This window comes from Pantoea sp. AS-PWVM4 (assembly GCF_000468095.1).
GTDB lineage: Bacteria > Pseudomonadota > Gammaproteobacteria > Enterobacterales > Enterobacteriaceae > Pantoea > Pantoea phytobeneficialis.
The window spans coordinates 20364-39003 of record NZ_ASZC01000031.1 but is presented as its reverse complement, the minus strand read 5'-3'; the positions used below and the strand labels follow the sequence as shown (position 1 = coordinate 39003).

Annotated in this window: 21 protein-coding genes; 5 read left to right on the top strand and 16 right to left on the bottom strand. The window is 50.2% G+C overall.

The features are described 5' to 3' along the window. The 10 genes from L579_RS24095 to L579_RS22025 form a co-directional block, all read right to left on the bottom strand. Positions 1-590 (bottom strand): hypothetical protein (locus L579_RS24095; protein WP_036628082.1); only part of this gene is annotated, 590 nt, incomplete at its 3' end. 761 nt (positions 591-1351) lie between these two features. Further along, positions 1352-1624 (bottom strand): ogr/Delta-like zinc finger family protein, encoded by a 273-nt coding sequence (locus tag L579_RS22045; RefSeq protein ID WP_036628077.1) that lies wholly within the window; start codon positions 1622-1624, stop codon positions 1352-1354. Between the two features lie 278 nt (positions 1625-1902). Then, complete coding sequence (locus L579_RS22040) at positions 1903-4590, bottom strand: DUF927 domain-containing protein (RefSeq protein WP_036628066.1); 2688 nt, start codon at positions 4588-4590, stop codon at positions 1903-1905. Then, positions 4587-4997 (bottom strand): hypothetical protein, encoded by a 411-nt coding sequence (locus L579_RS22035; RefSeq protein WP_036628063.1) that lies wholly within the window; start codon positions 4995-4997, stop codon positions 4587-4589. The genes L579_RS22040 and L579_RS22035 overlap by 4 nt, the downstream gene beginning before the upstream one ends. Continuing rightward, positions 4987-5226, bottom strand: coding sequence for a hypothetical protein (locus L579_RS23500; protein WP_071783615.1), 240 nt, complete (start codon positions 5224-5226; stop codon positions 4987-4989). The genes L579_RS22035 and L579_RS23500 overlap by 11 nt, the downstream gene beginning before the upstream one ends. Next, positions 5223-5747: a host cell division inhibitor Icd-like protein gene (locus tag L579_RS23495; RefSeq protein WP_036628084.1), complete on the bottom strand. Its 525-nt coding sequence runs from the start codon at positions 5745-5747 to the stop codon at positions 5223-5225. The genes L579_RS23500 and L579_RS23495 overlap by 4 nt, the downstream gene beginning before the upstream one ends. Before the next feature lie 631 nt (positions 5748-6378). Then, positions 6379-6627, bottom strand: a complete 249-nt coding sequence (locus tag L579_RS24360; protein WP_071783614.1) for a P2 family phage major capsid protein — start codon at positions 6625-6627, stop codon at positions 6379-6381. Between the two features lie 274 nt (positions 6628-6901). Next, entirely contained in the window at positions 6902-7057 is a 156-nt protein-coding gene (locus tag L579_RS23990; protein WP_161628649.1) for a hypothetical protein, read from the bottom strand. A 146-nt stretch (positions 7058-7203) separates the two neighbouring features. Continuing rightward, positions 7204-7425 carry a helix-turn-helix transcriptional regulator gene (locus L579_RS23480; RefSeq protein ID WP_071783616.1) on the bottom strand — a complete coding sequence of 74 codons (222 nt, stop codon included), beginning with the start codon at positions 7423-7425 and terminating at the stop codon, positions 7204-7206. A gap of 573 nt (positions 7426-7998) precedes the next feature. Continuing rightward, complete coding sequence (locus L579_RS22025; protein ID WP_021186350.1) at positions 7999-8868, bottom strand: helix-turn-helix domain-containing protein; 870 nt, start codon at positions 8866-8868, stop codon at positions 7999-8001. Between the two features lie 179 nt (positions 8869-9047). Here L579_RS22025 and L579_RS22020 point away from each other — a divergent pair, with 179 nt between their 5' ends. Then, positions 9048-9947: a DMT family transporter gene (locus L579_RS22020; RefSeq protein ID WP_021186349.1), complete on the top strand. Its 900-nt coding sequence runs from the start codon at positions 9048-9050 to the stop codon at positions 9945-9947. 38 nt (positions 9948-9985) lie between these two features. On the opposite strand, the gene L579_RS22015 is transcribed toward L579_RS22020, so the two are convergent. Next, positions 9986-10225: a hypothetical protein gene (locus L579_RS22015; RefSeq protein ID WP_013509957.1), complete on the bottom strand. Its 240-nt coding sequence runs from the start codon at positions 10223-10225 to the stop codon at positions 9986-9988. Positions 10226-10504: 279 nt separating this feature from the next. Here L579_RS22015 and L579_RS22010 point away from each other — a divergent pair, with 279 nt between their 5' ends. Continuing rightward, positions 10505-11722 (top strand): L-lactate MFS transporter, encoded by a 1218-nt coding sequence (locus tag L579_RS22010; protein WP_036628059.1) that lies wholly within the window; start codon positions 10505-10507, stop codon positions 11720-11722. Between the two features lie 39 nt (positions 11723-11761). Here L579_RS22010 and L579_RS22005 read toward each other — a convergent pair whose 3' ends face one another. Further along, a complete protein-coding gene (locus L579_RS22005) occupies positions 11762-12640 on the bottom strand; it encodes an SMP-30/gluconolactonase/LRE family protein (RefSeq protein WP_021186346.1) in 879 nt (292 codons plus the stop codon). Positions 12641-12944: 304 nt separating this feature from the next. On the opposite strand from L579_RS22005, the gene L579_RS24090 reads away from it, so the two are divergent. Continuing rightward, entirely contained in the window at positions 12945-13106 is a 162-nt protein-coding gene (locus L579_RS24090) for a hypothetical protein (protein ID WP_200864702.1), read from the top strand. A 69-nt stretch (positions 13107-13175) separates the two neighbouring features. On the opposite strand, the gene L579_RS22000 is transcribed toward L579_RS24090, so the two are convergent. The 4 genes from L579_RS22000 to L579_RS21985 form a co-directional block, all read right to left on the bottom strand. Next, a complete protein-coding gene (locus tag L579_RS22000) occupies positions 13176-13457 on the bottom strand; it encodes a hypothetical protein (RefSeq protein ID WP_021186345.1) in 282 nt (93 codons plus the stop codon). Positions 13458-13711: 254 nt separating this feature from the next. Next, on the bottom strand, positions 13712-14515 hold the full coding sequence (locus L579_RS21995; RefSeq protein WP_021186344.1) for a hypothetical protein: 804 nt from the start codon (positions 14513-14515) through the stop codon (positions 13712-13714). A 10-nt stretch (positions 14516-14525) separates the two neighbouring features. Continuing rightward, a complete protein-coding gene (locus L579_RS21990) occupies positions 14526-14978 on the bottom strand; it encodes a universal stress protein (protein ID WP_021186343.1) in 453 nt (150 codons plus the stop codon). A 6-nt stretch (positions 14979-14984) separates the two neighbouring features. Next, positions 14985-15770, bottom strand: a complete 786-nt coding sequence (locus L579_RS21985) for an IclR family transcriptional regulator (RefSeq protein WP_021186342.1) — start codon at positions 15768-15770, stop codon at positions 14985-14987. Between the two features lie 147 nt (positions 15771-15917). Here L579_RS21985 and L579_RS21980 point away from each other — a divergent pair, with 147 nt between their 5' ends. Both L579_RS21980 and L579_RS21975 read left to right on the top strand, forming a co-directional pair. Then, complete coding sequence (locus L579_RS21980; protein ID WP_036628045.1) at positions 15918-17519, top strand: MFS transporter; 1602 nt, start codon at positions 15918-15920, stop codon at positions 17517-17519. Positions 17520-17524: 5 nt separating this feature from the next. Next, positions 17525-18553: an HlyD family secretion protein gene (locus tag L579_RS21975; RefSeq protein ID WP_021186340.1), complete on the top strand. Its 1029-nt coding sequence runs from the start codon at positions 17525-17527 to the stop codon at positions 18551-18553. Positions 18554-18640 lie beyond the last annotated feature (87 nt).

Here is an 18640-nt window from a genome sequence, read left to right as displayed (position 1 = left end):
TGCTCCTGCTCCTGCTCCTGCTCCTGCTCCTGCTCCTGCTCCTGCTCCTGCTCCTGCTCCTGCTCCTGCTCCTGCTCCTGCTCCTGCTCCTGCTCCTGCTTAACTATTTTCCTTGGCCCTATAGTTACATTAAAATCTTTTTCAAAAACTTTTGAAAGGTCTGCCTCTTTGTAAGGCAATGATCCAATTTTCATTTCAAGACTAGGGAACGTAGCGCAAAAATACTCATTTGCAGCCGCACTGATACTCCCTAAGTAATCTGCCCCTTCTATTTTACCTTGTAATTTCTTCATGGCACGAGTGGCTTCTTCATACTCTTCTGCGTAATTATTTTTAATATTCTCCAGTAGGTTGCTCTTGATTTGCTTATCAATCCAGTCAGTTAACTCTTTAATGTTTGGAATGGCATCTATAAATATTATTACTGGAGTGGCATTAGTGAGTATGGGTTCTAGTCCACCGAAACCTTTATCAACGTATTTATTAACTTCTGGATCCGGATTGAACGTTTCTTTACTTGCAGACTGATCAACTACACTCCATGTTTTCCTGAATTTCACTTCCCCATTAGGACAGACCCATTTATTCAACCCCTTTTCTTCAAAGTTCTTATCATCAGATCCCTCTTTGATATAAACAGCTTCAATCGTAATCTTATTATTAACATCATATTGGTAAAATCAGTAAATAATGATTTTTGAGTAGGTGAAGCAAAATATTTGTATGCATGCAGCATACTTGACTTACCAATGTTATTCTTTCCAAATAAAAAAACTATATTGTTATTGTTAAAGTGCAATATATTATTTTCACCATTAATGGATCTGAAATTATTTACTTTTAGGTATTTTAGTCTCATATCTTACCCTCCATGCGAAAAAATACATTAGCAATAAGATATTTCTCAAAACGAAGGATGGCAACAATTTCATTAATCAATTTATCTGGTTATTCATACAGCCTTACTCGTGAGTTAAACCCTCTACTCACCAAAACGGCGCTATACCGCACCCGCCTGCGGTTTCCGTAACAAGAAATTATTTCAGTTTCGCTTTTCTTCAAAGCAATACCTCCGCCCGCGCCATCAGTAGGCTTGCGGCGAATCCCCCTAATTGAAAAAGTTGAAAAGAATTTCACTTTTTTCAGTTTCCTCACTGCTCCAATTCGCCAGCACCATGTGCAACGGATTGATTTTAAATAAAATTATAATTTTACGTAGCAAAAAGATTGAATTTAACTTAAACCATGAAAAAATAATGCATTGATATTTAACGAATTTAATTGGATGACTACTGAAATCTTTTCATAGCAAAATTAAGCCGGACACATTCGTTATGCCCGGCATTGGCAGCTAAATCTTATCCTCTTCCTCTCTGAGTAATTCAAGTACCTGTTTCCTCTCATCCCGGCAAAGAGCGTTAAGCAACTCCTTTATCCTTCCCTGTCCAGCTAACGCACTGGGACTGATGGTATGTGAAAACGAGACATTCATAACAAAGGAGTGCCCGCACTCTATATTGGTGCACAGGCAATACACATCCGACAGTTGAGGATGCTTTCTATTAGTTTTGCGTATCGTTGCGTTCGCCAGACAAACCGGGCAGGTCATTTTCATTATTCGCATGGTTGTTCCTTTAAAACATGCCCGCCAGAATGAATGCATTTGGCACGGCTATCCATCTGTGGGATGTGTAACAGTGGTAACTCAGGAAACACCATTGTTTAATAAGGATAAAATCCGTTACCACTGCTGTTTCTACTCAGGTAACGGTGGTAACAAGCGCCTTTCTGTTACCTGTGTTGCCAGTCAGGATTATTAACTGGTAACAGCAGCAGACCGCACAAATAAAGGCTGTTACCTCTGTTACCAGTGTTACCTTTAGAAAATAAGGCTCACGCGATTTACACAGGTTCTGTGCTACCCAATACCAGACTATTGAACTGATAAACGCGTTTAACCCCTATTTCTGGTAGGCGAGCACTTGTCTGTGTACGCCCTTCGCTGCCCGGCTCCAGCCATCCAGCAGCTACGCATAGCCGGGCCACCTTACGGGCATCAAAACCTTTGCAAATCTCTTTCCAGCCAGACGGCAACACATAAAATGTGGTCACTGGATCGCTATCGTTGCCGCCCTTATCCACCTTACGGAAACCCATCATGGCAGCCGGTCGATTCCGTTCGTCGTACCAATCGGCAAAACGGCTGAACTGGTTGCGGGTCATAAAGTCGCAAATCTGCTCGAGTGCGGCTTTATCTTCCTGATTAGCTGCATGGCCACGATCAGCCATCCATGATGCCAGACAGCGTTCTGCCGCCTTATAGGCTTCCCCTTCGGGCCAGCCAGTAATGCCTGCGCGGGTGGCCAACTCTCCAGCCATAGCTACCAGCGCAAAGCGCGTCACCGCACGCCCAACCTGATTTCCCGCATCCTGCGGCGTCAGCCTACGTGTGAAATCCTTCAGCATGGCTCTGGCTTGGCTGGTCACTTCCGGTAAATTCTGCGTGATTTGATGCAGCCAGTCGCGGAACGGCGCACCATGATGCTGCGTTACTGATTGTTCCAGATGTTCAGCCAATGCTTTGCCACCACTGAAGCCGTGTAATTCCTCAAACACGCCGTACAAACCGGAATCACTCGGGATTTGAATCATGCGCACTTCGACGCCTGCATAGGTACGCTCTCCAGCGTTAGCCGCGTGCTCAACCAGTGACAGCTCTCCAGTAGATAGGAAAAGCAGATTCCAGCGGTTAGTTTCACGCACGGAACCATCCGTTCTCGCTCTGGCTTTACCCTGACCATTCGCCAGCATGTAGGCGATATTCCCAGCTTCTCTCCCATCAACCTCGCGAATTTCATCCAGCATTAGCGTCGCATCATTACGACGGCTGGCTGTACCTTCCAACGCATTACCTGTTGAGCGCCACGTATGCCAGAAATCCGTTCCACCGCAAACAGAAGCTGCTACTTTCATCGTTGTGGTTTTACCGTCAGTGGATTCGCCTTTAAGGTGATAGCCGCCCCCGCTCATGCCTACCAAGCTCAGCAGAGGTGATGCAAAAGCCAGGCTGACAGCGAACGCCACTCGAGCATTCCCGATACAAAAACGCCCTATCTGTTCCCGCCATTCTTCCGTGGTGCCGTTCACTCTGAAATCGCGTCCTTGGACACTGCTGGTTTGCAGAATGACTGACTGAGCATCTCGCCCGATCACTTCATCCTGAAGCACATACACGCCACCATGCCAGCCCGTTTTATTCACGCAGGTAACTTTCCTGTCGGGCTTGCACAGCGATATGTATTCCATCAAATGCGCACGCGCCATTCCGTTGATATTGATATACGAAAGCCCGTTCACCAGCAGCACGCGACGCAGTTCTTCGCCACTGCCGCCAAGCAGTTCCATCGGCATCGCCCATTTGCGGCTAATACCGTTGGTGTCCTCCCATTCGAGTAAACGGCCATAGTTGCTGCCGTCTGCATCGCTGGTAATGGCTGTAACGCGGAGGGGACTACAAATCTTGATGTTGCGGATCTCGGTATCACCGTCAGACTTATTCACCTGCTTGTCGTACCACAAATATTCTTTCGTCAGCCGGAACCCCTGCGGCAGTCGAGTCAGCCCCTTGCCATGTAGCGCCATTTCATCCATGAAAGCCTCGCGAGCACGCTGTTCCCCATTTTCGCGGCGGAAATCGTCCCAGTCGGCTTTATGTCTGGTTGGCGGCAGCGTTACCCAACCATCAACAGACTTCGCGGCTTTCTCAGCCTGAATACGTCCGGTGTTTTCTTTGCCATCAAGCAGATCATTATCCCCAGCAAGAATGATCCGCGCCTCTGGCCAGCGCTGGCGTATTTGCTGTGCTACCTTAACTAAATTAGTGGCCGCTACTGCTGCAAGAATTAGCCCATCAGCCAGCATGCTAACGGTTATCCCCGTTGCAAAACCCTCAGTAATGATCACTTGCTCAGGCGGCTCCACTGGTGAAGTGGAAACCTGAATGAATGCTCCTGAAAGCTGGCTCCCCGGCAACAAGCATTTTTCACCTTCAGGGCTGATAAGCTGACCACCCGTTATGTTTCCAGCAATATCCGTAAGGGGTATCAGAGCAGAACCAGTGCCAAACGACATACCCGCCATGCTGAATGGCTTGTCCAGCAGTGAAAGTGTATGTCCATGAAGGCCACGCGCCGTCAGATAGGTGCATTCCCCTTGCTGGGTTTGCTGGCTTAGTTCAGTAAAGCGTTTCTGGCCTGCTTCGCCGTCTACAGCTTTATTTCTGGCAGGCGTCATTGGCTGATTGACCACTTCTGGCAGTGATAGCGTTTCAGCTACCAACGAAGAAACGGCTTTTACATCGCGGCCAGTAGCCAGACGCACCAGATCCAGCCCGTCTCCGTTGCCACAGTGATTACAAAACCACGTTCCACGCCCCTCTTTATCATCTAAGCGAAATCGATCTTTTCCGCCACAAACTGGACAGGCTCCGTGCCGTTTCCCGTTTGGAACATTGATTCCCAGTACAGATAAGATGTGCGGCCAGCGGCCTCGCGCTGCGGTAGCAATTGCAGATACAGATTGCATCTTCACAGAAAGCCCTCCCCGCCATCTGGCGACATAAACGTATATCCCTGCGGCAGCTCACCATCCGGGGCACCAAAAATAATGTCTCGGTAAACTTCCCGCAGTTCGGTCACGCCTTTGGCAGAAAGCCTTAATACTTCTCCAGCGAATCCAGTCGATAGCATTTGTTCCAACGTTTCAGTAGCTAGTCGACAGCCTTCATCCTCTCCGAACTCATCAATCCAGGGAGCTTCAATATGAAAAATGATATTTATTGCAACCTTGTCCGTAGTCAATTCAACACATTCACCACTTTCAATATATACAGGCGCACCATTTACTTGTTTCATGAGTGAAATAAATGCTTCTGCAATATATCGCCGTAACATCGCAGTTCGATAAGCTGGAGAAGTCAAAATATCATTAGTTAACATTTTTACTCCCCATCATTAAACTAGTTTCGCTTAGAACATCATCAAGCTGCTCGGCAAAACATAAAAAAACTGCGGCAGCGCCTTCAGAAGATATATTTTTAAAACCAGCACCTGCACATGTGGAAAGTAATTCTGCAATAAACGTGCTTGCAGTCGCAACACGAAGAAGTTTGTCCTCGCCTAATTCTGAAAGAGTACAATTCTGGTTAATTTTTTGAGGAGTATTCATGCCTTTACCCCCACATTGCCTGAAGTAGGAATTCGGCCAGCAAAACAAATGATGAAATCAGCAATAAGCTGCAACCTGGCATCGCGTTCGTTGGATGCATTAATGCGAATTGATTCAGGGCGAGCGATACTATCAGCTCGACGCACAGCTAGAAAAATAAAGGTAAATTCTGAATGAGTTTGGGTGAGGGCTGTGGCCATAAGGGCAACCTCCGTTAGATAGCGGGTAACGCTACCACCGGAGTTTCCACGCTCACTGGTGGTAGCCCAGACGGGGGTGGAAATACCGGCTCTAACGGATACCGGCCTGACCGAAGTCAGCCCCGCCTGGGCCACCATTACACGGATGCTGCAACGACTATCAAATCGCTGCACAAATGTGAGGTGTGCATAGACAAAGACACAAAAAAAGACGCATAGCGCGTCAAGTGTCGCCGTTAGATTACACGGGTTTCCACGCCCGGCTACCGATTTTGCGATAGCCGGACGACTATAAACCCTGATTAATGTCCTTTGCAACATATTTTGGTTAAAAGAATCCTGACTGCTGCTGAATAATTCAGCAGCAGAATTTATCATCTGCATAATCACAACCTAAAATTTTTAAATGCCCGGTGCATCCGGGCCATGATCAACCAGAAATAATGGCAGAAACCCAGCCTTTAGTGGGACGGCTATTAAAATCTATTCGCTCAAGCCCTAAATGCTTGCTAATCTCGGGCTCCGAATTTGGCCGGGAAAAGTGATTTCTTTTTTAAACCGCAAACGGTTCATATTTACACCCATTGGGGAATTTTTAACAGCCAACCCACCAAGATAAAACTCTCAACTCTGTGCAAATCCATCTCCCATTTTAACTGAACAAAATAGCTTTCCCCCACTTCCATTATATTCAATTAATATCAAAATCGGTTTTGTACGGGCATAAAGCCGAAGTTCTTTCCCTATATACTCAGAGTTGCTCGCCAAAACTTCGTCTAAATTGGGTTTATTATGGTCATATTCCTCTCAGATAAGCGCCGCGTATAAGTTGGATTCATAAGATTTTGTCATATCGATTAGCCAATCAGACTCATTTGTTCGGCCATCGATAGTTTTACCCTCACAAGAAAAGCATATCCATTCTGATGTTAATCCTAAGTGTTCTATCATTTTATGTATCCTTCAATGTCAGTGCATTTTCATCCATTGCAGCGTCCTTGAAACCATCCTCTAATGCACAATCCGCTTGATGCAAATAGATATGCTCGTAGAGCTTTTTATCTTCATTAAAGCCCGCTTTGAAAAAGCGAGTCCCTTTATGCGTATAAATATGCAAGTTATCAATTGTTGTTATAGCTACCCGGCGTCCCGGCATAGAAGGAGGAACAAATGCAAATCGGACTGCAACTGAACTATTCAACGTTTGAGCTAAGGCACGATATTAAGGTGACGCCGCTCCATTGAACTGTTTTGACCGTTCGGAAGTAGTAAGAGCTTTGCGCAAACCATTACCACGAGGTGGGGACTTCCCTTAAACCTTCTGGAATCAGTTCATTAATAAAGTAAGAAGCGAGTGCATCCAGATGTTTAAAATCCCCAGCCTCTACAACGTGGTTATTTTGATTGTAAAATTGTTCCTTTACACTAAGACTGCTTCTGCTATCATCTTTTCCATTGCCTAAGTTGACCAACATTCATCTTTGATAATCTAAGTTTTCTTTTTCACGCTTATATAAACCTTGAGCATCTTTTATCAATTCATTGCTACGCCTGACCCAATTTTCAATTTCATCACCTTTCGGAAGAAAGTCAGTACACTCGACATTCATCATATCCAATACAAAACTCACTTGAGCCCCGGTCTTAAAAATCTGTGATAGCTCAAATATCTGATAGCCGAAGTTGTTGTCACTTATATTTTCTATGCATGTTAGTTAGCGATAGTTTCTCACTTTTTATCGGGCGCGTCTTTACTAAACCGAACCTCCATTATTATTTAATTTCCCCTTTTTTCCAGATTGGATTTAATCCAATCCAAAATCTCAGATTCCACCCATGCAACTGATCTAGCCCCAATATTTACCTGTTGTGGGAATTCTTTTCTTTTCATTTTTAGATAAATTGTAGAACGTGGCACTCCAGTCATATTTACAACATCCAAGATACGCAATAACCTGCAATCTCGTGCATGAGAAGAGTTGCATAACAATGTGCTCATTGTTAAATCACCTATTATTTGTCTATTTAAGTTTAGTTTCATTCAACCATATTTCACTGGACGAACAAATCTTCGCATAAAATAGTAGTCGCGTAAACGCCCCCGATTCTAGTGCTATGACTCTGAATGAAGTTAAGTTGAAAATTTTCAATGTTGTATATAGGTGAATGTCACTGAATGTTATTGAAGAGCTAACTTACGCTAACTCAATGTACACCCAATCTAAGTCATAATTTAATTGTAAAGTTATGTAATTTAATCTGGCAGGTTGGCAGGTTGGCAGGTTGGCAGGTTGGCAGGTTGGCAGGTTGGAAAAACAGAGTAGAAAAAAATACCGCGTATAACAAGATGTATAGAAATGAGAAAACTTATAAAACTATTAACTTATTATCATGTAGTTATATGAAAATATCGATTCCTGCAGGGAACGCCATGTCAGGTGTTACCCCTTCAAAACAACCAACGCGCCAGCGCCAGAGACACTCCGGCAATCGCAGCCATGCTCGCCATCAACCATTTTGCTTGTTTACCGATTTCCTCAAGTTGCAGAACGATCTCAACGGGTGACAGATCTCACCCCTGCGTCTGTCGCCACGCCGAAGGCGTCACCCCATGTAACTGGCGGAACCGGTTACTGAAGTGACTGGAGGAGTGGAAACCGCAGCGCAGTGCAATTTCGGTCAGCGGTAACGCCGTGTGCCTGAGCAAGGTCAGGGCTTCGTCCATGCGACGGCGCATCACATATTGGTGTGGTGCCTCCCCGACGCTGGCGCGGAACATGCGCGCGAAATGGAACTCACTCAACGCCGCCTCAACCGCGAGGTGTGCCAGCGTGAGCGGTTGATCCAGATGCGCATCGATATAAGCCAGAATACGACGTAGCACTACCGGGGCCAGCCCACCACGTACCTGCGGTGCTTGCCATTGCACATCGCTGTAATGCTGCAACAAATGCGTCATTAATAACGTTGATGCGCTGCTGAGCATCAACTGGTTGGCAGGTTGTTGCCAGTCGGTGCTGAGCAGGAAATGACGATAGAGTTGAGTGATGCGATCATCCGCCGAGAATACCTTCTCATGCAAATTAAGCCGAGCCGGACTGCGATCCCAGATTTGTTCAGCCATCTGCCGCAGGTGTTGATCGGTGCAGTAAAGATGCACAAACGACAGGTCTGCACGAATATCCCACACCGATTCGGTGCCGGAAGGCATCAGACAAAAACGATCAGGGCCACCGCCATTACGCCAACCATGCTGGGTTTTGTGCCAGGTATCATAACCATCCGCAGTGTAGAGGCTGAGGGTGTGGTGATTACTCAGATTGGTCACGCGATCGCCGCTGTTGAACCAGGCTGCCAGCTTGATGCCGCTGCTTAGCTGCACGCTGTCACGCAGCTGCGCTTTATGGCGCTGAAGCATAGTAAAAGTCTGGTAATCAGGCATGGTCAACATCACTCGCTGGGCAATAGCGCTTAGTTTACGGATTCAGACGGACAGAAAACAGGCCACATTGGGACGCTGAGGTAAAAAGCGCAAGATTTTGCAATTGCGGCGCAAGAGAATGCAAGCCAACCACCACAAGGGACGTCACACTCGCCGCAAATCTGTTGTGGAGAGAGCATATGAACCTGGTGTTATATCTGGCGGTGGTTTTAATCTGGGGCACCACCTGGATAGCGATTTTTTTACAGCAGGAAGCCGCTGATACGCCGGTCCTGGTGGCGGTGTTCTGGCGCTTTTTGCTGGCTTCGTTGGTGATGCTGGTGGTACTGAAACTGATTCGTCGCCTGAAAAAACTGGATGCGCAGGATCACCTGTTCTGTGTTTTGCAGGGTTGTTGTGTGTTTGGCTTCAATTTCGTCTGTTTTTATCATGCCGCAGCATGGATTAGCAGTGGTCTGGAGTCGGTGATTTTTTCGATGGCGGTGCTTTATAATGCCCTGAATAGCTGGATCTTCTTCCGTCAGCGTCCCCCCTTTCGTCTGTTACCTGCCGCGATTCTCGGGTTAGGTGGCATCGTTGCGCTGTTCTGGGGCGATATCCGCGCTGCGCATCCAGCGCCACAATTGTTGTGGGGTGTGAGTTTGAGCGCGCTTGGCACGCTGGGGTTCTCCTTTGGCAATATGATTTCGACGCGCCACCAGCGTCGTCAGCGTGATGTTCTGACCACCAATAGCTATGCAATGCTTTATGGCGCGCTGATCATGGCGGTGCTGGCTACGCTAAACGGTGATTCACTGGCCCCGGCACTCAATCTGCAATGGTTGGGTTCCATGAGCTATCTGGCGATTTTTGGTTCGGTACTGGGATTTGGTGCCTATTTCACCCTGGTGGGACGAATCGGGGCCAGTCAGGCCGCCTACAGCACGCTACTGTTCCCGCTGGTGGCGTTAACATTATCCACCCTGTATGAAGGTTATCAATGGCATAGCAACGCGATTGTCGGCCTGGTGATGATTCTGGCGGGAAATATGGTGATGTTCCTACGCTGGCCGACCGCAAAACGCCTGCGTCTGGCCTGATGCACGAGAGCGGGCATTGCGCCCGCTCTCTGGTCCTCTTAGCGCCAGCCCTGCACGCCGATATTGAGCTGGTGAGGTTGATTGATCGCTTTTCTGGCGATCCAGTAAAGCAGTATGCGCTCATCGTCTCTGTCGCGATCGGCCATTGCCAGTAGTTTCAACGACAGCGTGGATTTATTCACTGGTTGATGTTCATCGCTTAACTCGATCACCGCCTGACCGATGATGCAGCAAACTTCATCCTCACTCGACGCGGATTCATATGCTCGGTCTTTCATATTTCCTCCTGTGTGGTGAGCTTTAAGCATGGCAAAATTTTATTAGTTTGCAGCCCATACGCGGCCTGAGACGCATCTGGTTACACATCATCACCTGATGCAACAACCTTTCACGCGCTGACACGCAATGCGTGCTAGCAAGTAGCGCAATGCCATTCATACCGGTTTCACTGCATTTCATTCCGTCGCTACAGCCTCTCACGCCCTTTCTCCCCACGCATACGCGCGAGCGGATTACCATCGCTTCAGTTTCCGAATTCCCGGATGGGAGAGAAAAATATGCAAACCACCACATCAAATTATCAACGCACCCGCTGGCTCACCCTGGCTGGCACCATTTTGACTCAATTTGCGTTAGGTTCGGTCTACACCTGGAGCCTGTTTAACGGCCAACTGGCGCATAAGCTTGATGCCCCGGTCAGTCAGGTCGCGTTCTCGTTTGGTTTACTGAGCCTCGGCCTGGCGATTGCTTCATCGTTGGCCGGTAAATTACAGGAACGCTTCGGCGTACGTAATGTCACCATTGGTGCCGGTGTATTGATGGCGCTGGGTTTCTGGTTAACCGCCCATGCGGATAACCTGATGATGCTGTACCTCAGCGCAGGGGTACTGGTCGGGCTGGCTGATGGTGCCGGTTATCTGATGACCTTATCCAACTGCGTCAAATGGTTCCCGGAACGTAAAGGGGTGATCTCCGCCTGTGCCATCGGTGCCTACGGTTTGGGTAGCCTGGGCTTTAAATTTATCTGCGGCGCGCTGCTCAGCAGCCAGGGGCTGGAAAACACCTTCGTGATTTGGGGGGTGCTGGCAATGACCATGATCATCCTCGGCGCACTGCTGATGCGTGATGCACCGGTCCAGCAGAGCAGCAGCACCTCCGCCGTGCAAAGCAAAGATTACACGCTGGCGCAGTCCATCCGTTTACCACAATACTGGATGCTGGCGCTGATGTTCCTCACTGCCTGCATGAGCGGTTTGTATGTAATTGGCGTGGCGAAAGATATTGGCGAGGGTCTGGTTCATCTCAGCACACAAACTGCGGCGAATGCGGTGACGGTGATTGCTATCGCTAACCTGAGTGGTCGTCTGGTGCTGGGTGTGCTGTCCGATAAAATGGCGCGTATCCGGGTGATTTCGCTGGCACAGGTGGTTTCACTGGCAGGGATGAGCATTTTGCTTTTCACCCACATGAATGAATCCACCTTCTTTATTTCCCTGGCCTGTGTGGCATTCAGCTTTGGCGGCACCATCACCGTCTTCCCGTCACTGGTCAGCGATTTCTTCGGCCTGAACAACCTGACCAAAAACTACGGCCTGATTTATCTGGGTTTTGGTATCGGTAGTGTGCTGGGATCACTGGTGGCATCGGTGTTTGGTGGCTTCACTATCACCTTCAGTCTGATTATGACCTTGCTGGTGATTTCATTGTTCCTGTCACTCAGCATCCGCCTGCCGCAACGCCACAATGTACAGGAGCCGGTGCTGCATCGCAGTTAAGTCTCCTGGCCATGCCGTGCTTCCGGGCACGGCATGTTTTTATCCTTTAAATAACGGCTCCGCTATTCCCGCCACGTCCACCTCCACAGCAAAAATATCGCCCGACTGCGGATAACGTGTCAGCTCCTCGGCGGTTCGATGTTCACGCGATGAGGTGATATACAGGGTTTTCAAATCGGCACCGCCAAACGCGACCATCGTCGGCCAGCGCACCGGCAACGTAATCTCATCGACGATCTCCGCTGTCAGCGGATCAATACGCACCACCCGACCACCGTCAAATAGCGCAGACCAGTAGTAACCTTCGCTGTCCACCGCAGCACCATCCGGCAATCCCCCTTTGGCATCAAACTGACGAAAACGCTGACGCTCGCCAGGTTCGCCGTTTTGGACATTCAGTGGGTAGCGATACAGCACTTCATTGGGGGTATCGCTGTGATACATCCATTGGCGATCCGGTGAGAACGCCAGACCGTTGGAAATTTTCACGTCCTCAACCATCACCGCTAATACACCATCAGGGGTAACGCGGCACAGTAGCCCACCATTTTTATCCTGTGGCTCCCACAGGCTGCCGCACCAGAAATTCCCCCAGGGGTCGACACGCCCGTCGTTGAAGCGACTCTTCGCTGCAACCCCCGGATTATCTGCCAGCTTACGCTGGGGTTTACCCTGTTGATCCAGCAACCAGACGCCACTGCGCAGCGCCGCAATTAAGCCGCCCTGCTCACGCAGCCCGATACAACCCACCTCTTCCTGTTGAGGAAACGTATGCAACTCACCACTGACGGGATCGAAACGATGAATGGCAGGTGCCAGAATATCCACACACCACAGCACCTGTTCGCGTGTTGACCATAAAGGACACTCAGCCAACTCTGCCTGCAAGGCCAGTACATTTCTCACTTCACGCGCCATGATTGCTCCTTATTTATGCTGTCCCGACTGTAACCTGTATTCCAGAAACCTGCGCGATAAATCGCACCGCTAACGTCATCTATTTTAACTGAGAACAGATATTATTTAGACTTGCTTTTCAGACTAATCGCGTTATTATCATCAGGCATTCAGCTTATTCCGATTGGTTTATATTCCTTCCTGACAATCCTCCCTGCAAATTGAAATATTCAGAAATAGATCCAGAAATAACTCTACATTCGCTGCATCTTCGCTCCACTTTTCCACTGTAATCTGGCCTCATTGGAAAAGAGGAGGACTCTCCATGAAAAAACTAATTAAAGTTGCGTCTGTCGTTGCCGTCGTTGCCATGCTGAGTGGTTGTATTATTGATGGTGGTCACGGACGTGGACCTGGCTGGGGACCGCCACATGGGGGCTGGCACGGTGGCTGGCATCATGGGCCAGGACCAGGCAGACACTGGTAAGCGGGCAAAGCTAACACACAGCAAATAATAAAAAAGAAAAAGGGCGGGAAAATTTCCCGCCCTTATTTTTTAACTTTTCACTGCGTAATTGCATTGATACCAGGCTTTCTTTAGTCCTGGAATATGACTATCCTGGGCGGGTAACGCTTCAACTTTATCAAATCCACGCTTGCTGCAATATTCAGCCAAATCTACTGCCATAGCATCTTTATTAAATGTCTGCGGATCGTAACGATACTGCACAGTATTTGAGCTGGGATCTTCATCTACACGCTCAAATCCTCCTGGGTGACTGACACTACAGCCAGACAATAATAACAGCGCGATGGCACCCATTAACCCATTTTTCATTGTGATGTCCTCATTTAGCACCGCAGTGTAAAAAGCAGCGCTGCGTCTGGCTATAGGAATGGGGAGCGAAATATCTGAACAAAGAAAAGATTTTACCAATTAAATTAATAAAACCAAACGGCTATTCTTATCACTTCTGTAGTGACATACTTTTCTCAGACAAAACGAAGTCCACGCCACACCAGGTGAATAACGTAAGAGACTGACTGATTGTGACCTTATTGCCCGTGCTGAGCGGGCTTTTTTTTTGCCCGCTATCCGGTAAGACTGACCATTTTACGCAGAAGATTAGCCGCTTGTTTGTCAGGCAATGCGAGAATGCCGTTGTAGAGGTCAATCGACATCGCGCACATCGCCGAACGATCGACCGTGGTATCCGCAGGCATATTAAGTTGTTGCAGACGGTCACCCCATTTGCTGTACAGCGTCTCCACCACTTTCTGCAAATCACGCTGCGCCGCCTGATTATCCAGCGGTTGCTCATCTCCGGTACTTTGCGCCAGCAATTCGTCCAATGCCTGCGCATCACGCTGATTCAGTTGTGGTGGCAGCAATTGCTGTAAATTGACACCGCCATTCACCTGCGGGTAAAGAAACCGGAAGCAGCTTTGTGCATTATGTTGTTGCAGCGCCTGCATCTCCTCGACGGAAACGCGAATGTAATTGAGGATGGCGGTATCACTGGCACGGACCAGACGTTGATTCACTAAATCGAATAGCCAGCCACGCATCTCGCCCAGCGCTTCTTCCGGTGGCACCCCGGCCAGACGTTTATGCAGCAACTCACGATTCAGTAGCTGCCACAACACGGGTTCCTGGGTTTTCAACAGCCGATAACCCGGTGCCTCGCTGAGTTGATTAGCGACTTCAGTCGCCAGCGCCTGCCGCTGCTGGCGTGGATGCAGCCAGCTAAACCACAGCAGATTGGCCAGCAACACCGGTAACAGAAAGAGCAGCACACCCTGCCAGAGACGCAATGCGGTGGTACGCAACAGCACAATAATGATCAGCGCCAGCAGCCCAAATGCCACCAGCGTAATAATGAAAAGCGAGAGCATGGAGCGGTTATTAATCCTTGCGTACGTCAATCAGAACCGGACAGTTGGCGCGTTCAATCACGGCGGCGCTGACCGAGCCTTTCAGCAGGCGGTTGAACGGCGAAAGATGGCGTCGTCCCATGATAATCATGCTGGCCTGCACGGCAGCCGACTGTGCAACAATGGTTTCCGCCGCTTCCCCGGCCAGAATCACCCCTTTTGCTGTCACCCCGGCGCGCATAATTGGTGCCAGCGCATGGCGCACCACCATTTCAGCGGTATTTTGTTCATCCTTTGCCACCAGAAAATCATCCGGATCTTCACCGGCATCAATCTCAATCGGCTGGTTGCAGGAAGAATAGGCCGGGTCGATGCAGCACAGCACCACTACCTGCGCCTGGTGCGCAAGCGCCTGTTCAATCGTCAGGGCGATCACTTTTTCCGCCACTGGAGAGTTATCAATGGCCATCAACAAGGTTTTCATCTGCGGTTATCCTTCAACAGCGGTCATTTTGCCAATTTCGCGGGTCAGCGCCTCTTTACACTTCAGGATTTCCTCACAATAACGCGCCTCGTGTTTACGAAAACGCGCTGTCGGCACCAGCAGTGAAATAGAGAAGCGGCCAAATAAAGTGTCGATCGCCACCGCCATGGTTGAGATGCCCTCCAGCGTCTCACCACGATCGTAGGAGAAGCCGGTTTTGCGCACTTCACCAATCAACTCCAGCAACTGCGGCAGCGTTTTGATGGTCATCTCCGTCAGCTCTTTGTAGGCTTCGCCGACAATCACCCTGACATCTTCATCGCTCTCCAGCGCCAGTAAGGCGCGACCGCCCGAGGTGCTGTAGAGCGGCAGATTCAGGCCCATGCGCGGCACCACACGCAGTTCGCGTGACGCTACCACATAATGGACGATAGCCAGTTGGGTACCACTGGCGCGTGCCAGTGAGACAGTTTCATTCGTCTCTGCGGAAAGTCGTTCAAGAAAAGGACGCACCACTTCAACCACGTCACTGTGCACGCTGGAGATCAGCTTCAGCAGCGCCGGACCGAGGCGTAATCCGCCTGCGCCACTGCTGCGTACCAGTTGCGCATTATCCAACGCGGCGACAATACGTTGCACCGTCGAACGGGGTAAATCCACCGCCTGAGCAATCTCCCCCAGGCTCATACCGCCGGGATGCTCACCCAATGCATTTAGAATTTTTGCCGCGCGGGCGATGACCTGAATGCCGCCCGCTTTTTCATCCTCACGGCAGGAGGGAAGTTCAACCATAGTGCGATCCTTTGTGGCCTGCCCTACTTTAGCGCGATTAACCGCACTTTTACACCCTGTATCACATTGCAATACAACATACCGGGATGTAATATGCGAGCTGTATCACATCGCAATACACTGCATCAACATAACGAGAAACCTGCTATGAATGCCCAGCCCGCAGCGGCCCCGGCACCCCATCCTTTTACCCTGCGCCTTGCGCTCGGTCTGGTGGGTGTGCTGATTGCCGCCCTGACCGCCGGTTTAAACGATCGCGTCACCGATATTGCTCTGGCGGATATCCGTGCGGCCATTGGCATCAGTTACGATCAGGGTAGCTGGATCATTTCTGCTTACCAGGCCGCCGAAGTGGCCGCCATGATGATTGCGCCCTGGTTTGCTGTCACCTTCTCGCTGCGCCGTTTTGCGCTTACCGTCTCGGCTGGCTTCATGATCACCGGCATTCTGCTGCCGCTGCTGCCCAATGCCACCTTATTTATCACCCTGCGCGTTATCCAGGGGCTGTTTGGTGGCGCTCTGCCCCCGTTACTGATGACGGTCGCGTTACGTTTCTTGCCTCCGCCGATCAAACTTTATGGCCTTGGCGCTTACGCGCTGACAGCGACCTTCGGCCCCAATCTTGCCGCCTCGTTGGCCGCTTTCTGGACCGACGACGTCAGTTGGATGTTCGTGTTCTGGCAAGTGGTGCCCGCTATGCTGGTAGCCATGTTGCTGATTGGCTGGGGCCTGCCCCAGGACCCACTGCGTTTCGAGCGTTTCCAGCAAATGGATCTGTTCGGCATGCTGACCGGTTGCAGCGGTATCGCGTTGCTGATCCTCGCACTGACACAGGGTGAACGATTGGACTGGCTCAGCTCGCCATTAATCGTCGCGCTATTATTTAGCGCCGCGGCATTGCTGATTGTGTTCTTTATTAATGAATGGTTTCACCCGTTGCCATTGTTCAAGTTGCAGATGCTGCAACGCCACAACCTCGCGCACGGTCTGCTGGCACTGGCTGGGGTACTGATTCTGTCGCTTTCCGGTTCAGCCCTACCCTCGGCTTACTTTGGCCAGATCGAGGGTTTCCGTACCCTGCAATTTGCCCCGCTGGCACTGACGGTGGGTTTACCACAGTTGTTAATCGCACCGTTGATTGCCGCGCTGCTGAATATCCGCTGGATTGACTGCCGCTGGATGCTGACCGCAGGCGTGGCATTGCTGGTGGCCTCCTGCCTGCTCGGGATGCAAATCACCACCGACTGGGGGCGACAAAATTTCTGGCTGATACAAATTTTGCAGGCTTTTGGTCAGCCAATGGTGATTTTGCCGGTGTTGATGAGCGCCACCAGCGTCGTTGCCCCGCCGGAAGGTCCTTTTGCCTCCGCGATGTTTAACACCGTGCGCGGCTTTTCCAGCGTCGCTGCCAGTACGCTGGTGGAGTGGTTTATCAGCCACCGCGAACAGTTTCATTCCAATATCCTGGTGGGTAACGCCGCCAGCCGTTCGTGGTTGATGACCGCACCCACCAGCGCACAGGCGAGCAGCAGCTTCCCGCTTTTGCCGGATGGTAGCGCCAGCAGCAGTGAAAACCTGAGCGGTTTCGCCACTTTGCTGAAGCATCAGGCGATGGTGCTCAGTTTAAGTGATAGCTATGTGATGCTGATCGGTTTCGCCGCACTGCTTCTGCTGCTCACCGCCTGGCTGCCAAAACGTGTCTGGCCGCCACAAACTCTGATTCAACCTGTTACAAACACGTCGAGATAACTGATATGCGTGCTTTTGCTCTGAAAAGAACGGTGCTGCTGAGCGCCTTACTGCTGGTGTTGCTGATCATGGCCTTTTTCGTCTGGTCGTCGATGACCGGTAATGATCACCGGACGGATGATGCTTACGTCAATGCGGATTACACGCTGGTTGCGCCGAAAGTCTCCGGCTATATCGCCAGCGTTAATGTGCAGGATAACCAGCGCGTCAAAGCGGGTGAACTGCTGGCGACGCTGGACGACCGTGATTATCGCGTCGCGCTGGAAACCGCCAAAGCCAATTTGCAGGTCAGTGAAGCCAAGCGTCTGAGCAGCCAGGCGCAACTGGAGCAACAGCAATCCACCATTGACCAGGCGAAAGCGACACTGGCCGCCAGCCAGGCTTCAGCTCAATATGCCGGTCAGAGCGCGGCGCGTTACGACAGCCTGTATAAAAGTGGCACCATCGCCGCCGATGAGCAGCAAAAAGCCACATCCACTCAGCGCTCCGCTGCCGCCACCGTACGTCAGAGCGAAGCGGCGCTGGCTGCCGCCGTGAAGGAAGTTGGTGTTTTGCAGGCAGCATTGCGTCAGGCAGAAGCTGATGTCACCGCCGCACAAGCCAGCGTCGATCAGGCACAGCTTAATCTGTCCTACACCCGTATCGTCGCCCCGGTCGATGGCATGGTGGGACAACGTTCGGTGCGACTCGGGGCCTATGTTACGGCGGGAACCCGTTTGCTGGCGGTGGTGCCATTGCAGCAAACCTATATCACCGCCAACTATCTGGAAACGCAGTTGACGGATGTGCGTGAGGGGCAAAAGGTGTTGGTGCGGGTGGATGCCCTGCCGGGCAAGACATTTTCCGGCCATGTTGACAGCATTGCGCCCGCCACGGGAGCAACCTTTTCCGCCATTTCACCCGATAACGCGACAGGCAACTACACCAAGGTGGTGCAACGCCTGCCGGTGAAAATCGTGCTGGATCCCAACCAGGCCGATCTGGCGCAATTACGCGTTGGCATGTCGGCGATCCCGGAAATTGAAGTGCACTAAAAACGTGAGAAATATCTCAGAATGGATCTATTTCTTTTCGGAAAAATTACGCGTAAATTAGCGTTCGATCCTGTTCTGAGTTTGCTC